Raw genomic sequence first — 18,215 nt, forward strand, 5'->3', positions numbered from 1 at the left:
AGCAGAGGAAGCAGAGGAGAAATCATCAATGCCCAATGCCCAATGCCCAATGCCCAATGCCCCATATCCATCATTCAAATACTACTGTGCGATTGCCATAGACTAATACGCGATTTTGTAAATGCGATCGCACTGCTCTGGCTAAGACAATTCTTTCTAAATCTTTGCCTTTTCTAATTAAATCTTCTACTGTATCGCGGTGGCTAACTCGCACTACGTCCTGTTCAATAATTGGCCCGGCATCTAAATCTGTAGTTGCATAATGGGCGGTAGCACCGATAATTTTCACGCCTCTTTCAAAAGCTCGGTGATAGGGATTTGCGCCGATAAATGCAGGTAAAAAAGAATGATGAATATTAATAATTTGGGGAAATTTAGTAATAAATTCTTCGCTGACAATTTGCATATATTTTGCCAATACAACTAAATCAATGTTGTATTTTTGCAGTAATTCTAATTGCTGAATTTCCTGTTCGGCTTTGTTTTCTTTGGTGATGGGAATATAGTGATAATCAATGCCAAATTGCTCGGCTATTGGTTTTAAAGAATTATGATTACTAATAATTAAAGGAATTTCCGCGATAAATTCTTTGGCTCGGTGTCGCCAAATTAAATCAAATAAACAATGGTCTTGACGACTTACCCAAATAGCAATTCGGGGTATGGTATCAGAAAAATGTAGTTCCCATTTAGCGCCTAAAGGTTGAGCTATGGCATTAAATGCCGGGCCGATTAAATCTCGTGGTAAATTAAACCCTGATAATTGCCATTCAATCCGGGTGAGAAACAATCCAGCCGCAAAATCTGTATGCTGATCGGCATGGATAATATTGCCACCATTCGAGTAGATAAAATTAGCAATTTTCGCCACCAATCCCTGTTGATCGGGACAAGAAATCAGCAATGTGGCTGTTGGATTAGTCATTGGGTATTGGGCATTGGGCATTGGGCATGGGGCATTGGTCAGTTGTTAAGAAGCGAACAGTCAACAGTCAACAGTCAACAGTCAACCGTCAACATCATTTACTTACCAGTTGGAGTTGGAGTTGGGGTTGGTTGTTCGCTATTATTTTTGGGTTGTTGCCATTCTGATAATTCGCGATTTACGGCATTTTCAAAGTCTTTAGATACCAATAGCACATCTATATTACCATCGGGTTTGACTGTTGGATTAGCTTGCACGTATAAAGAACTACCATTAGGGTTAAGCTTTCCTAACAATAATTGTTGGCTTTGTTGATTTTTTAGCTGGATGTTAATTGTGGCTTGGGGTTGATCTAAACCGAATTCGGCTTTTTGATTGGGTGGGATTGAGAAAATGCGATCGCTTTTTCCCTTAACTAACAAATCCATCAAGTAAGAAACAATAGCATCATTCGCTGGTTCTGACACAGGCGATTTTAGCAACCATTTCGGCTGGTTTCCTTGGGGATTGCGTTCTAAAGACAAACTCAGCTTTTGAGTTGTCACCGTCAACGACTGCACATCATCCGCAGTGAAAGAGAAAATTTGCTGCTGTTTCTCCTTCACCTCTTCGCGCTGAGTTCCCCCGCGAATCTCATAAAAGTAAACAAACGTACCCAAACCCAGCGCCAGCAATAGCAAAATTAAAGTCGTTCGCGAAAATTTCATAGTTCAGTTGTTAGAGACGCGATTAATCGCGTCTGTACAAGTGTTATTTGTCATTCGTCCCCCTTGTCCTCCTTGTCCCCCTGCCCCCTGCCCCTCTGCCTCTTCTACCTCCTGCGCCACCACATTACCGCAGCGCCTACTAAACCAAACAGGGGTAAAAGTAACAGCGATGATAAGGCTAAAACACCAGCTTGGGCGGCGTTGATGTTTAAGCGGCGGTTTTTGGCTTCTTTGGGACGAATGGATAAGGGTTGTTTATCTTCTTGTTGACTTAGCCAAGTGACTGAATTGAGGAAGACATCACCGTTAAGTTGCTGTTGAAATAAGCCATCTTTGGCAAATTCCGAATTACCAAATACTACTAACCTGGATTCCGTCGCCGTTGTTTCTGGTTGCTTGTCGGTTGGCGGTGCAGAATTAGCGGGACTAGGTGAAATTGTCGGACTAGGACTAGCTTGATTAGCGGTGGTTGGTGATGGTAATGCAGTGGGTGAAGTTGTCGGAGTGGGTTTTGCTTGTCCTGTTGCAATTGGGGATGGGGATGGTGATGGTGTTGCTTTTCCTTGGGTTGTGGGCGATGGTAAGGGTGAAGGTGTGGGACTAGGTTGGGTTTGAGTCGGAGATGGGGCGGAAATTTTCTTTTTCAAGGCTACGCCTAAAGTTAACGGCCCTTTTAAATCTTTATCGGCGTTAAACTCTAATTTTTCACTTTTCAGGTCACTTTCTGCCCAACTGTCAGGATAAGGTTTAGTTCGCAGTAAAGGTGTAGATTCAATTCCCGGTACTGGTGTGACTTCTATCGGTCTAGCTAACTGATAAAAAGAAATACCATTGGCGAAATCTTTGGTAATTGGATGTTGTCCGTAGTCGGTAACGATGGAAACCGCAGGGCCAATTTCGGCATTTCTTTTTGACAAATCCACCGCTAACCGATTATCTACACGTACACCCCAATCTTTGAGTAAGTTATCTAGTTTGGGTTCTGTACCTAAGTCAATCATGAGCATTAAATTACCGCCGCGATTGAGGTAATCTTGCAAAGCTTTGACTTCACTATCAAATAATCCGCGTTTCGGCCCGGCGACGACTACAGCCGTTGCATCATCGGGAACTTTTGGCTGTTCGGTTAAATTTAAAGCGGCAGTGGTGAAATTTTTATCAGTTAATTCTTGAACTGCTTGGGAAATAGAATCTTGTGCTGCTGCTAGTTGATGTTCGCCATGACCTTGAAGAAAATAAACTTTAGCGGCGTTAGTGGTAGTAATTTGTTGCAAGCGATTAGTTAATCTGATTTCTGAGAGTCTGTCTCTATCAGAAACTACCTGGACTAACTGTCTTTTACCTTGATATTCTAAATAAATTTCCCCGTTATCTTTATAACCAAATTGTGTAGCTAATCCCGGTCTTGCATCGGGATCGACATATTCAAATTGAAACTTAGAATTTTGTCGTCGATAATTATCTAATAAATCTCTGTCTTGGGGATTTTGGGTTTTATCAAAAATCCAAACTTTTACAGGTTGTGAAAGATTATTTACTAATTCCCGCGACTGGGGCGCTAAGGTAAATAATTGGGTTTCTGTAAAATCTGCGCGATAATGGTAGCGAGTACCTAAAAAGTTGATCAATCCCAAAATTACTAATACTGCCATTGTGGCGACTAAAGCATTAGTACCAGCTTGGGTTGAACGCCGCCCCCACCATTGATTTTCTTGGCTTTGAATAAACACCCATAAGCCAATGATTACTAATCCAGTAATCAGAAATGCTAAGGAAATCGTCCCCCATGTTGATGACACTAATCCCGAAGTTAAACCCGCAACCAAGAAAAAAGGGCCTAGCCAAAATAAATATTTCCAAAGTTTCTTTTTAGCGACGATTTTCATGTGATTTGTCAAATTGTCAATGGTTAAGAGTCAATGGTTAAGAGTCAACGGTCAATGGTCAATGGTCAATGGTTTTAAATTTGGACTATGGACTTTTGACTATTGACTATGGACTATTGACTATCAACTATTGCCTCTGAAAGCGCAATGTATCAATGGATTGTGATGTCAAAAAGACACCGAGAAATATGTAAGTGGCAAATAACAGAATGGCGCTGGTGTCAAAGATGCCCTGAATAAGTGTATTAAAATGCTTGAGTAAGGAAATATAACTTAAAGCTTCGCCGATAAAACCGGGGATAGCTTTAGAAATTAAATCAACGAATAACAGCAGTAAAATCACTGCAAAAGTGAAGACGGCAGAGATAATTGTACTGTCTGTTAAGGATGAAATAAACATTCCTAACGATAAAATTGCGGCTGCTAACAAGATTAAGCCTAAATGACCCAACAATAAAATTGTGAGTGACATGGGTGGATTTGATTGGCTGATGACGAAAACTTCTAGTGCAATTAAGGGTACAATCATTGTAATAAAGAAGGTTAGCACGCCTAATAATTTACCCACAGCAACCGCCCAGTTTGTGATTGGTGACGTAGCTAATAGTTCTAAAGTGCCCCGTTTGCGTTCTTCAGCATATAATCCCATTGAAAGAATGGGCAAAACAAATAATAATAACCAGCCCATTCTGTCTAAAAATGCCCTGATAAATTCATAGGATACATCAATTGGCGGTACGGGTACGCCCATTTGTTGTCCTTGTAAATCTATGGCGGCGATGGTGGGTAAAATTCCATCTGGCCCCATCAAGATCATGATGAGGAATAACCCTGATAAAAACCAGAATATGCCAGCAATTACATAAGCTAAGGGCGATACAAAGTAACTTTGCAATTCCCGGCGATAAATAGCAATAATATTACTCAGTACGATACCCATTTACGCGGCTTCTCCTTCTGTGGTTTCTGAGTCTTCTATCGACTCTACATTTTTTTCGGCTGTGGTGAGTTGCAAGAACACATCTTCTAAGGTAGCGCTGACACGCCGCATTTCATGCAAGGCAAAGCCAGAACGGACTAATGTTGTCGCAATATCTTTTCCGGGTTCGGTTCCTGGTTGAGATATTATCCGCAAGTAAGCGCGGTTTTCTGGCGCTGGCTGATGACTCGCGACTGTCGGCATTGATTCTACCAGACTGACGCCGGATATATTTTGTAGGACTTGTTTGGCTAGGGCTGGTTCTCCCTCAATCTCTAATTCATATCCTGAGCCACCTGTCAACTGTGTCATGAGATTTTCTGGTGTGTTGGTGGCGACTACTTTACCGCGATTAATAATGGCAACGCGGCTACAAGTCATGCTAACTTCGGGGAGAATGTGGGTAGATAGAATAATGGTATGGGTTCCCGCCAGACTTTTAATTAAATTCCGCACTTCTATAATTTGCCGGGGGTCGAGTCCTACGGTGGGTTCGTCTAAAATAATTGCTGGCGGATCGTGGACGATCGCCTGAGCAATTCCCACCCGTTGCCGATATCCTTTAGATAGCTTGTGGATTAGTACCTTGCGCTTATCGTCTAAATTACACCGCGCGATCGCACCTTGCACTTTATTATGGCGATCGCCTGGGGATACTCCCTTAATTCTCGCCACAAAATGCAAAAATCCCTCCACCGTCATATCGGGATATAAAGGCGGCGTTTCTGGTAAATAACCAATTCTTTGACGCACAGCTAAAGAATTTTCATGCACATCAAAGCCTGCTATCTTCGCCGTGCCCTTAGTTGCTGGTAAATAGCCAGCTAAAATACGCATAGTCGTAGTTTTACCAGCGCCATTAGGGCCTAAAAACCCTAGAATCTCCCCAGGTTCGACATTAAAAGTCACATCAGTAATCGCTGGGGTAGAACCGTATATTTTACTCAGATGCTCAACTTCAATCATCGTTCTCAGGCGATCGCATTTTTAGAGAATACCCAACAATATTAGATCACCATGTTGGAAAAATACGGACTGGGGGTTGGTTGTTGATTGTTGACGGTTGATTGTTGACGGTTGACGGGTGACTGTTGACAGCCCTGTTTGTCATATGTCACAAATCTTTAACGGATTGCTATATATGTCTTGTTGGTTGATGAGTGCGTCATTTACTGAAATGAGTAAGCGTTAAAGCTTTTCGTCTGCGGAAAACACTAAAATGAGTGCGTGATTTACCGAAATGAGTAGGCGTTAAGGCTTTTCATGTGCATAAAACAGCAAAATGAGTGCGTGATTTACCAAAATGAGTAAGTGTTAAGGCTTAACGAGTAAGCGTTAAAGCATTTTGCTTGCGGAAAACACCAAAATGGGTAGGCAATAATGTTTTTTGAGAATGCGTTAAGGCTTAATGAGTAGGCGATAAGGTATTTTGCCTTCTCAACACAGCAAAATCAGCCAGTAAATTAAAATTTTGCTAAAAAAGTTGGCTTTTATATGTTTTTTTGATGAAGTTGGGAGTAATTGCGATCGCCAAGCATAATCAGCTGTCGCCATCTAAATTTAAATTGTGTAGCTCTGCCTTGACTTCAATCTCATTGAAGTAAGGGACTTCCAAATAAAAAATATTCCAATCATTAACTTACCAAACCCGCAACTCGTCAGGGCGGGCTAACCCATTGGTGTCAACTTAAGTATCTCTGACTTACCCAACAGACTGCCCACAGGCTGTAAGCCTGGGGCTAACGTTACAAAGCCCACCTACGTGGGCTAAATTTTCTTAGCCCACGTAGGTGGGCTTTGTTCAATTAGCCGCACCCTTCGAGGGTGACGGCGGTTTATTGGGTAAGCAAGGGGTTGCGGATGAGGACAAAACCTAGTAACCAAAAGGGTTTCACGTTAAGTTGACACCAATGGGGGTAACCCCGCCCCTACAATTTGGCATAATTTATTTTTTGGAATTCCCTAAACTGTTTTAAGAATAATATATTTATGGGATGAATTAGGTTGATATCGTGAGTTTTGATAATGTCTGTAAATTGCTTGCAGAGAAATATCCAGAAGATTTTGTGCGGTGGTTAATTGCTGAAGAATCTACCAATGTTAAGGTGTTAAAAACTGAGTTAAGTTTAGAACCAATTCGTGCAGATTCTGTGACTTTTCTACAAACTGGCAATCGGATTTTGCATATTGAATTTCAGACTTTAACACAGTCTAATCCTGCGATTCCTTTCCGAATGCTAGATTATTCTGTGAGGTTAAAACGTCAGTATAAGTGTCTAGTTGTACAAGTGGTAATATTTTTGCAGGAGACGGATGATGAAATTGCTTTTACTGAAGAGTATGTAGATGATACAACTATACATCGCTACCGTGCAGTAAGGATGTGGGAGCAAGATTCCAGCTTATTTTTGAGTAATTCGGCATTGTTACCGTTAGCACCTTTGTGTCGAACTGATTCTCCACGAGATTTATTATCCCAGGTGGCACAAGAAATCGTTAAAATTCCAGATAGAGAGACAAGGCAAAATACAGCAGCCTACACCGAAATTTTAGCAGGTTTGCGGTTTGAGAAGGGTTTGATTCGTCAGTTATTACGTGAGGATATTATGCAGGAATCGGTTATTTATCAGGATATTTTGCAGAAGGGAGATAAACAAGGAGAGGAACGTACAATCATACGCCAGCTTAATCGACGTTTTGGTGAAATAAATTCGTCATTGATTGATAGGATTAAACTGTTACCTATTGAGAAACTAGATACTTTGGCAGAAGCATTACTAGATTTTTCAGCTTTATCTGATTTAGTTGCTTGGCTTGAGCAAAATACAAGCAGTTAAGTAATCGTAGGTAAAATGTTGGTTTCCGCATAAATGTTGGGTTTCGCAAAGCCTCAACCCAACCTACGAATCGATGTAATTCTACTTTTAGTTCATCTCACTGCCACACCTGAAGAATTAGCACAAGCTTTTTTAGAATGGGCTTCAAATCGCGATCGCAATTCAGCGCTGTTATCAGATTATGCTGTTAGCCGGGAAAGTATGTATGAGAACGAGGAATAATAATGTGCATTAGTAAAATTCTTGTGGGATGGGCGTCTCGCCCGTCCTGGGCGGACAAGATGTCCACCCCACAAGAAAATTATATTGCCACATTTTAGTCGTGTCAGTCCACTACCAAAACTGGACAGATGACGTTACCTTGGGACAAGCAAAAAGTGACAGACAGCACGGAAGTAGAGGAAGTAGCAAGGGTATTTATTGAAGCGAACTGCTATCACCCCCCATAACCCTTCCTCAATTTCACGAATCTCCTCAGCCAAACGCAGTGGTTGTGTACCCTTGGGATTCGCTGATAACACTAAGATTGTTTTGACTAGGCTGTCACTATTCATTGGATGGTTGTATTTATTTGCTATTTATATAATTTAAAGTCTGATAAACTACACCTTCAAATTCTACGATTTCTTATCAGAAGAATTCAATTAAAATTAACAAATTATGGCGATAATTTAGCTGATATCCCCAGGATCATCGACCGAGAGCAACCCAAAAGCGATGCTTAGGAGTCGTGTAAAAATAAGTTGAACAATTTAATATTTGTAGTGCGCGCAGCGTTCGACTGAGCGCTCACGCCGAAGTCTTGCCCGCGCGAGCAAGATGCTCGCACTACGTATTTTTACTTGATGCCTTAGGGCGGTAAATTACGCAATCTCAACAATACCATTGCGATCGCATATTTTTTACTCCGCTTCCGTCGCCGCTAACTTTTACTCAGCTTCCCCAATTAAAGTAAAAGCTGCCCAATCAACGGGATTTGGATTGTTTTTCATCGTCGTCAGCATCGCCTGTCGCAGCGCTTGCGCCTTGTCAGGGCTTTTTTGCAGATTTTGATAAAATTCCGTCATTAATGATGCTGTGGGCGCATCTGGAACCGACCACAAGGACACTAAGACACTGGGTACACCAGCAGAAATTAACGAACGAGATAAACCAATTACCCCATCCCCAGAAATCCGTCCGCGTCCGGTGTCGCAAGCGCTTAAAACTACTAATTCTGCATTGAGTTTTAAATCGAGGATTTCTGCTGCTGTTAATAAACCATCACCTTTTTGATTTCCCTGGCTACCGGGTGAGTTTGGTGCAAGAGCGATCGCACTATTTAAACCTTGGATATCATCAAAGATACCGTGAGTTGCTAAATGTGCAAATCGCGCTTGGGTTAAACGCCCAATTACTGCTGCTTTCGTTGCTTTGCTACCGATGAGCGGTTGGGTTTTGAGTAATTTAGCGATCGCATTTGCTTCTTTTTCTGCACCAGGTAAAGATGTTAATTGTTGCGGTTTGTCGCCAATTTTCGGGGAAATAAAAGGCATAGTCGGATTACCCACAATCAAGGTATTATTCCCCTGTATCGCTTGCTTTCCTATACGTTGCAGTTGTTTGTGAGTTAAATCTAAAACCTGAATTGATGGCGATGTGAGAATCGTGTGCTTTTCAATTAAATATTTACCTTGCTCATCTTGTAAAGCCGGAAATGGCACGAGAAATAATCCACCTTGAGGAATGAAAGTCACTCTTTCATTGGGGTTTTGCGGTAATAAATCAGCAATCGGATTAATTAGTAATTGGTAGAGATGCTTTAAATTATTTTTTGCTGCGGGTGCATTGGGGTTGTAAACTACATTAACGCCACGAAAAGCTGTACCTCTTGTACCAATGGAGTTGCGGCTGGTAATTATATAATCATTTAAAGTTGTTTTATCTTTTTGCCACAATGGTTTAAGGTCGGTTTTGCGAAAGCTAACTTCACCTGTAGGTTTGATTACCCATATATAAAGTTCTGATTCTTTAATTTGGGGTTTACCTGCAATTAAAAATTCTTCCTTAATTATGGAATATTGAACCAAGTGAGAATTTTGCCTTTTGGCAATTTGTTGCATTTCCAAAATCGTGGGTAATTGAGGTGCTTTGGTAACATTATTATTCGTAGATAAGCGAGATGTTAATAACTCTAAAAACGCTCTAGCACGACCACGTTCTGATATTTCTAGTGCAGCTTCAGGTTTATTTTGAGCAATCAAAACCTGTTGCAACAGTTGGTAAGTAGCAAGTTGGGTTTCAAACAGAGAAACTTTATTCGCATCGCTTAATTTTGGTCTGAGAGATTCTAAAATATCTATGCCTGTACGTAAAGCTTGTTCTGCTTCTGATAATTTCCCCGATTGATAGAAGGCGCTACCTATATATCTAAAAGTTCGCGCTTGAGCAGGTTTATCACCAATTTCTTGAAAAATAGCTAAGGCTTGGGCAAAAGATTCTAACGCTTGCGGATATTGTTTTTGATAGGCGTAAACTCTGCCAAGATTACTCAGAGCAACTCCTTGTCCACCGCGATCGTTAACTTCTCGAAAAATAGTTAAAACTTGTTGAAATAACTCTTGTGCTTGGGAATATTCGCCTTGATTACGCCGAAAATCTCCAATATTATTGAGACAAGTTGCTTCTCCTCGGCGATTCCCTAATTGTTGAAAAATAACCAAGGCTTGTTGATAATATTCAACAGCTTGAGCATATTGATCTATAGTGCGGTAATACAAGCCAATAGAGTTAAGAATCAATGCTTCTTGTTTGCGATCGCCAATTTTTCTAAAAATATCTAAAGATTGCTGTAAATAACCTAATACTTGCGGATACTGCCCTAAACTAGTGTAAATTGAACCCAAGTCAGCAAGCGTAAAGGCTTCGCCAGAGCGATCGCCTACCTGTTTGCGAATAGCTAAAGCCTGTTGATAAAAGTCTAAAGCCTGAGGATACTGTCCTAAACCTTCATAAACTTTGCCAATATTATTCAGAGCAGTTCCTTCATTCAAGCGATCGCCTAATTCTCTAAATATATCTAAGGCTTGTTTATAAAATTCTAGTGCTTGGATATAATCGCCAAGGGTGCGTTGAACTATGGCAATGTAATTTAGGCTCAATGCTTCGCCTGGACGGTCTTTAAGTTGTCGATAGATTGCTAGCGCTTGTTGAAATGACTGTAATGCTGCTGTATATTGACTAGTCTGAATTTGGCGATCGCCTTGCTGATACAATCGGTCTGCTTCTGCTTTCTGTGCATTGGCTGGTTGCGCCAATACCTGTGACATTTGCAAGAGTGTTAGAAAGTTAGCCGTTGGCGAGAAAATTATCAGGATGAGGGTAATAAATGCAATTAAACTCAGATTTCGATAACCCATAGCTGTTCGCCGTCCTAATTTCCATCAAACAGGAGTTCAAAAATATATATCTCTGGTTAATCTCAAGATATGCAAATTTAATACCAGTTTGAAAAATGATTGCGACAGATGGAAATCTGAAACGCTTATCCAATAGATGTTTCACAATCCAAAATCTAAAATCCAAAATGGTATAAGTATCCCATTGCCCGCATAAGCATTTACTGATATGCTGATGAACAACCAATACAATTTCTCAATACTTTCTCAATAGCTGGCATTAAAACCTTAACTGATACAGAAAGAACATCAAGGCATTTGTAATTAACTCCTCAAAGTTTCTGTTTAAATTTACACCTGGCAATTACTCGATTGATTGTCAGAATAGTCTTGATTTTTACTGTACTAACCTATATAGTTCTTCCCATCTTTCGCCGCTAAATTACTGAAAGTACCAATGCGGTTAGTTAATCATGTCCCAACGCACAATCCAAAGCATATATACAGATGGCGCTTGTACGGGAAATCCCGGCCCTGGTGGTTGGGGTGTCGTCGTTTACTTCAGTGATGGCTCAGTTCACGAGTTAGGCGGTGCATCATCCCACACCACCAACAATAAAATGGAAATGCAAGCTGCGATCGCAGCTCTCGAATTTCTGCAAACTTCTGGACAACAAAAACCCATCACTCTCTATACCGATAGCGAATACCTCATTAACTCAGTTACGAAGTGGATAAAAGGCTGGAAAAAGAAAGGATGGGTAAAAGCCGATGGTAAACCCGTACAAAACCAAGACCTGTTAGAAACTTTAGACAAACTCAATAGTTATATAGTAAATTGGGAATATGTTCGGGGTCATTCTGGTAATATAGGTAACGAGCGGTGCGATGTCATTGCCCGGACTTTTGCTACTGGCAAAGTTCCAACACTTACACAATCGTCCCTGACAGATTCTCACCAAGCATTACCACAACTAAATCAAATAAATGTAGCAAAAATAACTGAATCTCCAGCAACCTTGACAATAATTGAGACAACTCAACCAGAAAATAATTCTGGATCGCATATAACCACAATGGAGCCAACTATCATAAACTCTTCTGTTCCTATTGATGATAAGCCACCAGAAATGAGAGTGGCACAACTGCGCGCTCTGGTGGAAACATTACGTATTGCCGACGAAATAGCCACTAAAGGTTACTTAATCACTAGTTCGGAACTTGCCGATTTAATGGATGTTCATGCTAGTGCAGTTACCAGTCGAGGAGATCAATGGCGCTGGCGCAACTGGATAGTTTCACGAGTCAGACGAGAAGGTAATCAAATTCTCTGGGAACTGGAACGCGCTGACCAAGTAGGAGGTGAGGAAGATTAGGTAAAGAGGCAAGGGGGCAGGGAGCAGGGAGCAGGGGGACAAGGAAGACAAGGAGGACAAGGAGGACAAGGGAGACCAAAGCCCAATCCAAAGCCCAAAGCCCAAAGCCCAAAGCCCAAAGCCCCATGCCCCATGCCCCATGCCCTATGCCCTATGCCCCATTACTATACTTTCTTCCACGCCATTCTTTAGGCTGGCGGAATGCAGAAAGGAAAATTCGCAGCACAGCTAGAGGATCGGCTAAAGGCGAAAGCCAGAACAACCAGCCACCTTTAGCTGTTTTGCGATCGTAAGAGGGTGCGATCGCTAATAACATGGCAAAGCGAATCGCCAGCAAAAATATATTTAGTCCCAATAACAAGAGAATGGGAAGCTCGGCAGGTTGGGGGACAAGCAAACCATAACTCAGTAAAATCAGCAGGGGTAAACCTTGAACTGCTGAAAGTAGCCATAAATCCCCCCAAATCTGAGCGCGCGGCGATGCGTCTTTAAGGTCGAGGCTGCGCCCCCATTCTTTCCATGTTTCAATTGCGCCCTCATACATCCGTACTTTTAGCACCTTCGCCCCATCCAAAAAACCCACCTTAAATCCTTGTGCAGCAATATAGCGAGCTAAGGTAACATCATCACAAAAAGAACTACTTGCACTTGTATAACCATTGACCGCAGATAACACAGAACGCCGACATAAAAAGCACTGACCATTAGCCATTACTCGTTCTGGCTGTTCTGTATTCACACCGGCTGGGTCAAAGCGATACAGCAGAGTCATTAACAAAGCCGGTTGTAGCCAACATTCCCCAGGATATTTGAGAATAAACTGAGGTGACAGAGATACCAAATCATAGCCCTCTTTTTCGGCTGTCTGTACCAACCCAGCAATCAAACCAGGATGAGGTACAGTATCTGCATCCATCCCTAAAAACCATTCACTTCCTGGGGAAATCTGCAAAAAGCCATTATGTAAAGCCCAAGGACGACCCACCCAACCAGCAGGTAAGGGGTCATCTGTAAACACGCGAAAGCGAGGATCTCTTTGTTGTGCAGCCTTTACCAAATCAGCTGTACCATCTTGCGATCTGCTGTCTACAACAATTGCTTCCCGCATTTCATAGCTTTGCTGACTTAAGCCTTGCAACAGTGGGCTAATCCGCAAAGCTTCATTCAATGTTGGCACCACCACGCTGACACTACCAAAAATTTCCGGTGTTGGCTGTTGGGGTTGAATAGGCCGTTGCCGTGTCGGCCCCTTAAATAACCGTGAAAGTAAAATCGCTGTCGCTGGTATTTGCAGTAATAGTAATAAAAGCGATAAATCGGTCAGCGTAATTAAATATAAATTGGCAAGGGCTGTCATTTGTCATTTGTCATTGGTCATTGGTCAGAGACGCGATGAATCGCGTCTGTACAATTTGTCTCCCTTGTCAACGCCACTTGCTACAACGCGGGGAACCCGCGCAACGCAGTGGCTCCTCCTTGTCCCCTAGCCCCTAGCCCCTAGCCCCTCACCCCTAGCCCCTACTTCAAAGCCACCTTGACTTTTGCTACGGAAATTTCTGGAGTTCCAGCATCTACAGTCACAGCTTGTCCATTTGTACCTTGCCACCACAGTGCTACAGCCGGAGCTACACCTAGCAACAAACCTAGTAATACAGGGATAGAGAAGCCAGCAGCCAAACTCATAACAGTAGCAAAACCAAAGTTGCTTAAGTAAACAATCAAAGGTACATTCAGCTGCGATCGCTCTAATTTAATGGGGTTATTTCTCCATAAAAATGCAGCCACAGTCATAAATACCGATCCAGTACCCATCCAGCCAGCAAAGTTTTGGTAAGGCATACCAAAGAAAGCACCAGGCTGTTGCCAATACCAGAAGGGGAGAGAAGTTTGACTCATTGCTGGGTCAAGTACAAAATCCCAAGAAGTTAATAATAAAGCACCTAAGGCGATCGCACCTACATGACGCAACAAGCTGGGTTTTTTGTCTACTTCTAAACCAGCACGCGCCAACAGGTAAGAAACACATCCTACATAAAACCATGACAAAGGAATTGTGAACGGAACTAAACCAGCAATTTTATAGCCCAGTCCACTTAGATAACTATAGTGCCCAAAAGGAAAGCCAGTACTGGTTCCCGACAGTTCACTTCCTAGCGAAATAAACACTGAGGGCAGCAAAAATGCCAAAGCGCGACCTAATCCCAAAGTCCGGTAGGCATACAAAAATACAGCCGTCGCACCCAAAATCATATAAACCACACCACCTCCAGCCATACTCCACTGCATAGCGGTTTGTCCAACCTCAGTGAGGTTCATAATGATTTCGGCATTCGGCACGACTAGTAGTATACCTACAAGCCCAAATACCATAGACACGATATGACCAATCAGGCATACGCGCTCTGCAATAACAAGTTGTCTCATGATCGTTCCTTAACAAGATGTGACATTCGGCTACTCGGCTGCTAACAGTTTACAAATGTTTAAGAAAAAATTTAACTAGTTATCTACAAATTCTCTGTAAACTTGTCGAACTGTTTCGGCACGAGCATAATCAACGATTGCTAGAACCGAGAAAATATAAGATGATAGAGTAACAGTCTAAGGCATGAAATAAAAAATCTATACCTCTGACTCAGACCTTTATTCACAGTGCTATCAGCTCCTAGCTAAAGCAAAATTAAGTTTTAGCATCAACAAGCCAATTCAGGGTTGATAGGAGTTATGTATAAACAAACTCATAAAACCCATTGAATCAAGACTGTAATTACCTCCTCATAGTCGAGGAATCATAGTTTCACTTGCTACAAAAATATAACCCATGCCGATTTTGCAACGCATCCCTTGGGTTTCTCTCACACTATTACTATTGAGCTACAGTACCTTGGGCTGGGTAATATCTGAGACCAAAGCCCCTTTGTTTATTTGGGGAATTACTGTGTTAGGTATCTTACTATTTGTAGGCTGCTTAACTGTCCCCTGGACAAGGATGACACAATTATCTATTGTTGTTTTTAAATCCAATACTAGGACTTTTTTATTTTCAGTTTTGGCAGCCTTCTTATTCTTTGTCATGCTTGCTTGGTTTCGCATGTTCCTTGACACATTGCTAATCATAGCGGCAGCTATCTTAGCGAGAATAGACTTTCAAGCAGCTGGATACAAAGAAGGGCAAGCTTTTTGGATTACATCTGCACTTTCATTAGCAGGTGTAGCCTTAGGCGCAGGAATGCAAATTCTCTATCTCCGCCACTGGGCAATCCTTTAATTTTCCTTGACGGACAATTTTCTCATAAAAAAATAGGGTGTAAATTAGCTAATACTCACTTAAATTAAATATTTTGGCGTTAGGACTGTCAAAAGCTAGCTTGGACTTTGGACTACTGACTTTTGACAACCTAAGTGCGAAATATAGAATTTAAGTGCGTAATAGCTTACCACCCTATTTTTTTCAGCTATTTCCTAGCTAGCAACCGGTTCAGCTGCAGCAGGTGCGTAAACACTGACTTTTTTACGAGTTTTACCCTTTCTTTCAAAGGTAACAACACCGTCGATTAACGCAAATAAGGTGTCATCGCTACCAATACCAACATTGTTACCAGGGTGGAATTTAGTACCGCGTTGACGTACCAGAATATTTCCAGCACGGACAACTTGACCGCCATAGCGTTTTACGCCTAGACGTTGAGCATTAGAGTCACGACCGTTGCGTGTACTACCTGTTCCTTTCTTATGAGCCATAATTTCCTTTTGTGACTTAACTTTTATTGATTATTCTCAGCAGTGGTTTCTTCAGGGGAAGCTTGAGCAGTTATTGCTGCTTCTTCCAAAGCTAGAACTGCACCATTGAGGTTAATTGAATTAATCAACAGTCTAGTGATTTCCTGGCGATGTCCGCGTTTTTTGCGGGTTTTCTTCTTCGGCTTCATTTTGTATACCAGGACTTTACGACCTCTCAGATGCCGTAATACAGTCCCTTCTACAGTCGCCCCTGCTACTAGCGGCTGACCAATGTTGAGTTCGCCGTCGTGTTGGATTAGTAATACCTTGTCTATTGTAACTTTCTCATCAGGTTGAGCAGCCAATAGCTCAATATCGTAAAAGCGGCCAGCTTCAACTTTTAGTTGTTTACCGCCAGTTTCAATAATTGCGTAAGTCATCGAATTGTCCTTGAGGTTGCCGTACAGGTAGCTGGCCTTGCTTACTTTGAGATAAGCGGTTTTTATGCTTTTGCCAGCTTTTGCAGTATGTCTACCTGATCCGAGCAGGAATTAGACAGACAATCTAAAATTGTATCTTATTGACTGCTATAGAGCAACATAACACAACTATTTTCACCACAAAAGTCTCAACGATAGGGCTATTTGCGCGATCGCCAAATTAAATAATAGATTTTTCCAAAAAATTTTTGCTGATTTGGCGAAATTGAGATTTGCGCTGATGTAGATCAATGAGACACAGAACAGCACCGAAAAGTCTGAGCAGCAGATCATAGTTGCTCAGATTTTCTCTATTCTCCGGTTACAGCACTACAAACCAGGGATATTCTTTATAAATTTTGCAAAACTTTAAAATATTTAACTTTTAAAAAAATAACTATTAGCTATTCACGGTTGTAAAGAGCGATCGCTTGTCATTTATAGCCATCCTCAATTATTTGTGAAATATTACATTTATGGTTGTTGCTCGTCAACAGTCAACAGCCAAAACCATAACCTTTCATAAATTGACCGACATTAACTTATATTGACTCAATCACATGAAAAGAATAGACGTAGAACAAAGAACAATTCTCATAGGTTTAGCTGGTAGTCATGGCTATGGATTAAACCGTCCCGATTCTGATTTTGACTACCGAGGCATTTTTATCGCCCCTAAAAGATATTACTTGGGGTTCGATAACATAGAACAAAAAGAAAATGGTTGGGACGAGCCAGGAATATTTTCGTTTTTAGATAATAATCAAGATACAGTTATTTATGAATTAAAAAAAATCCTACATTTATTAGCTGGAGCCAATCCCAATGTATTAGAATTACTCTGGTTGAATAACTATCCCGTACTTACAGATATTGGCAAGCATTTAATTAATCATAAACAAATATTTTTAAGCAAGAAAGTTAAACATACTTATTCTGGTTATGCTTTCGCTCAAATCAAAAAAATGGAAACCCATCGTAAGTGGTTATTAAATCCTCCCGAAAAGAAGCCACTACCGTCAGATTTTGGCATAGAAGACGAATTACCTTTAGTTAAAGAAGACCTTAATGCATTTTTAGAGTATCTTTATCTGTTAATTAGAGGAAGAATCGAATTTTTAGAAGAAGCTGAACAGTTATATAAACTACTGACAGCAGATATAGATTTCAAAGGCGTACTCAAACAGTACACCCTACCCGACGAAACTATGGAATACACGCAAAAGCTCACCAACAGCCGCAAAGATTTTATCCGTCTGCTGCAAAAAAGTCAAAGCTATCAAATAGCTTTAAGAGAATGGCAAGCTTACTTATCATGGCAGAAAAATCGCAATCCAGCCAGAGCAGAAATGGAAAGCAAATCTGGATTTGATTTGAAGCATGGGATGCATTGTATTCGACTATTGCGTAGTGGACTGGAAATTTTGCAACAAGGAGAAATTACTGTTGATAGAAGAATCGCTGGTGATGCAGATGATTTAAAAGCGATTCTTCAAGGTGCATATACATACGAGCAAGTAATGAAAATGGCGGAAGAATTAGTTGCAAAAATGGAAACTGCTTATGCACAATCAACTCTCCCCCATAAACCTAACTTGGAGCAAATTAACAACTTATGTATGGAGTTAGTAGAAATGCAAGGATGGGAATAAATTAACAGTGAGAGCGGGGTTATTCCAGCAGATCAATTTTCCCCATTTTCATATTCTTCTCTTGCTTAAATTTACACCTAAACCTCAAGTCATAACCATTTGCTAGATCCCCGACTTCTCTAAGAAGTCGGGGATCTGGGGAGCATCCCAATTTTGACGCAATACCCTTCAAGGGTATTGCTATACCAACAAAGCCTGCCTTCGCAGGCTAAAAGTTTGATAGCCTGCGAAGGCAGGCTTCGTATTTCTAGCCCCACCCTTATAGGGTGAGGGCGTT

15 protein-coding genes are annotated in these 18,215 nt (G+C 41.3%); 5 read left to right on the forward strand and 10 right to left on the reverse strand.

Translation table 11 applies throughout. From position 1 onward, the window contains the following. Positions 1-70: 70 nt before the first annotated feature. The 5 genes from purU to H6G08_RS17150 form a co-directional block, all read right to left on the reverse strand. Positions 71-925: a formyltetrahydrofolate deformylase gene (gene purU / locus H6G08_RS17130; protein ID WP_190545060.1), complete on the reverse strand. Its 855-nt coding sequence runs from the start codon at positions 923-925 to the stop codon at positions 71-73. 98 nt (positions 926-1,023) lie between these two features. Continuing rightward, positions 1,024-1,632, reverse strand: coding sequence for a DUF4340 domain-containing protein (locus H6G08_RS17135; RefSeq protein ID WP_190545032.1), 609 nt, complete (start codon positions 1,630-1,632; stop codon positions 1,024-1,026). Between the two features lie 104 nt (positions 1,633-1,736). After that, positions 1,737-3,518 carry a GldG family protein gene (locus tag H6G08_RS17140; RefSeq protein ID WP_190545034.1) on the reverse strand — a complete coding sequence of 594 codons (1,782 nt, stop codon included), beginning with the start codon at positions 3,516-3,518 and terminating at the stop codon, positions 1,737-1,739. Between the two features lie 127 nt (positions 3,519-3,645). Beyond that, entirely contained in the window at positions 3,646-4,458 is an 813-nt protein-coding gene (locus H6G08_RS17145) for an ABC transporter permease (protein WP_190545036.1), read from the reverse strand. After that, positions 4,459-5,463, reverse strand: coding sequence for an ABC transporter ATP-binding protein (locus H6G08_RS17150; protein ID WP_190545038.1), 1,005 nt, complete (start codon positions 5,461-5,463; stop codon positions 4,459-4,461). Between the two features lie 1,046 nt (positions 5,464-6,509). On the opposite strand from H6G08_RS17150, the gene H6G08_RS17155 reads away from it, so the two are divergent. Together H6G08_RS17155 and H6G08_RS17160 are read left to right on the forward strand one after the other, a co-directional pair. After that, positions 6,510-7,334 (forward strand): DUF4351 domain-containing protein, encoded by an 825-nt coding sequence (locus H6G08_RS17155; RefSeq protein ID WP_190545040.1) that lies wholly within the window; start codon positions 6,510-6,512, stop codon positions 7,332-7,334. Positions 7,335-7,367: 33 nt separating this feature from the next. Continuing rightward, positions 7,368-7,556: a hypothetical protein gene (locus H6G08_RS17160; RefSeq protein ID WP_190545066.1), complete on the forward strand. Its 189-nt coding sequence runs from the start codon at positions 7,368-7,370 to the stop codon at positions 7,554-7,556. Between the two features lie 707 nt (positions 7,557-8,263). Here the strand turns inward: H6G08_RS17160 and H6G08_RS17165 are convergent. Then, positions 8,264-10,732 carry a CHAT domain-containing protein gene (locus H6G08_RS17165; RefSeq protein WP_190545042.1) on the reverse strand — a complete coding sequence of 823 codons (2,469 nt, stop codon included), beginning with the start codon at positions 10,730-10,732 and terminating at the stop codon, positions 8,264-8,266. A 449-nt stretch (positions 10,733-11,181) separates the two neighbouring features. Here H6G08_RS17165 and rnhA point away from each other — a divergent pair, with 449 nt between their 5' ends. Continuing rightward, a complete protein-coding gene (gene rnhA / locus H6G08_RS17170) occupies positions 11,182-12,087 on the forward strand; it encodes a ribonuclease HI (RefSeq protein ID WP_190545062.1) in 906 nt (301 codons plus the stop codon). Positions 12,088-12,238: 151 nt separating this feature from the next. Here rnhA and cruG read toward each other — a convergent pair whose 3' ends face one another. Further along, complete coding sequence (gene cruG / locus H6G08_RS17175) at positions 12,239-13,444, reverse strand: 2'-O-glycosyltransferase CruG (protein ID WP_190545044.1); 1,206 nt, start codon at positions 13,442-13,444, stop codon at positions 12,239-12,241. Positions 13,445-13,605: 161 nt separating this feature from the next. Further along, on the reverse strand, positions 13,606-14,511 hold the full coding sequence (cruF, locus tag H6G08_RS17180) for a gamma-carotene 1'-hydroxylase CruF (protein WP_190545046.1): 906 nt from the start codon (positions 14,509-14,511) through the stop codon (positions 13,606-13,608). Between the two features lie 397 nt (positions 14,512-14,908). Here cruF and H6G08_RS17185 point away from each other — a divergent pair, with 397 nt between their 5' ends. Then, complete coding sequence (locus tag H6G08_RS17185; RefSeq protein ID WP_190545048.1) at positions 14,909-15,355, forward strand: hypothetical protein; 447 nt, start codon at positions 14,909-14,911, stop codon at positions 15,353-15,355. Positions 15,356-15,549: 194 nt separating this feature from the next. On the opposite strand, the gene rpmA is transcribed toward H6G08_RS17185, so the two are convergent. Further along, positions 15,550-15,828 (reverse strand): 50S ribosomal protein L27, encoded by a 279-nt coding sequence (gene rpmA, locus H6G08_RS17190; protein WP_096642226.1) that lies wholly within the window; start codon positions 15,826-15,828, stop codon positions 15,550-15,552. A 23-nt stretch (positions 15,829-15,851) separates the two neighbouring features. Then, positions 15,852-16,247 carry a 50S ribosomal protein L21 gene (rplU, locus tag H6G08_RS17195; protein WP_096642225.1) on the reverse strand — a complete coding sequence of 132 codons (396 nt, stop codon included), beginning with the start codon at positions 16,245-16,247 and terminating at the stop codon, positions 15,852-15,854. A 599-nt stretch (positions 16,248-16,846) separates the two neighbouring features. Between rplU and H6G08_RS17200 the strand changes: the two genes are divergently transcribed. Beyond that, complete coding sequence (locus H6G08_RS17200; RefSeq protein ID WP_190545050.1) at positions 16,847-17,938, forward strand: nucleotidyltransferase domain-containing protein; 1,092 nt, start codon at positions 16,847-16,849, stop codon at positions 17,936-17,938. Positions 17,939-18,215 lie beyond the last annotated feature (277 nt).

Source organism: Calothrix anomala FACHB-343, from assembly GCF_014696435.1.
Lineage (GTDB): Bacteria > Cyanobacteriota > Cyanobacteriia > Cyanobacteriales > Nostocaceae > Aulosira > Aulosira anomala_A.

Coding starts and splice junctions, on each gene's coding strand:
- H6G08_RS17160 (WP_190545066.1), top strand. CDS start 7,368: ATGTTGGGTTTCGCAAAGCCTCAACCCAACCTACGAATCGATGTAATT.
- rplU (WP_096642225.1), bottom strand. CDS start 16,247: ATGACTTACGCAATTATTGAAACTGGCGGTAAACAACTAAAAGTTGAA.
- H6G08_RS17185 (WP_190545048.1), top strand. CDS start 14,909: ATGCCGATTTTGCAACGCATCCCTTGGGTTTCTCTCACACTATTACTA.
- H6G08_RS17140 (WP_190545034.1), bottom strand. CDS start 3,518: ATGAAAATCGTCGCTAAAAAGAAACTTTGGAAATATTTATTTTGGCTA.
- cruG (WP_190545044.1), bottom strand. CDS start 13,444: ATGACAGCCCTTGCCAATTTATATTTAATTACGCTGACCGATTTATCG.
- H6G08_RS17150 (WP_190545038.1), bottom strand. CDS start 5,463: ATGATTGAAGTTGAGCATCTGAGTAAAATATACGGTTCTACCCCAGCG.
- H6G08_RS17165 (WP_190545042.1), bottom strand. CDS start 10,732: ATGGGTTATCGAAATCTGAGTTTAATTGCATTTATTACCCTCATCCTG.
- rpmA (WP_096642226.1), bottom strand. CDS start 15,828: ATGGCTCATAAGAAAGGAACAGGTAGTACACGCAACGGTCGTGACTCT.
- H6G08_RS17135 (WP_190545032.1), bottom strand. CDS start 1,632: ATGAAATTTTCGCGAACGACTTTAATTTTGCTATTGCTGGCGCTGGGT.
- H6G08_RS17200 (WP_190545050.1), top strand. CDS start 16,847: ATGAAAAGAATAGACGTAGAACAAAGAACAATTCTCATAGGTTTAGCT.
- H6G08_RS17145 (WP_190545036.1), bottom strand. CDS start 4,458: ATGGGTATCGTACTGAGTAATATTATTGCTATTTATCGCCGGGAATTG.
- purU (WP_190545060.1), bottom strand. CDS start 925: ATGACTAATCCAACAGCCACATTGCTGATTTCTTGTCCCGATCAACAG.
- cruF (WP_190545046.1), bottom strand. CDS start 14,511: ATGAGACAACTTGTTATTGCAGAGCGCGTATGCCTGATTGGTCATATC.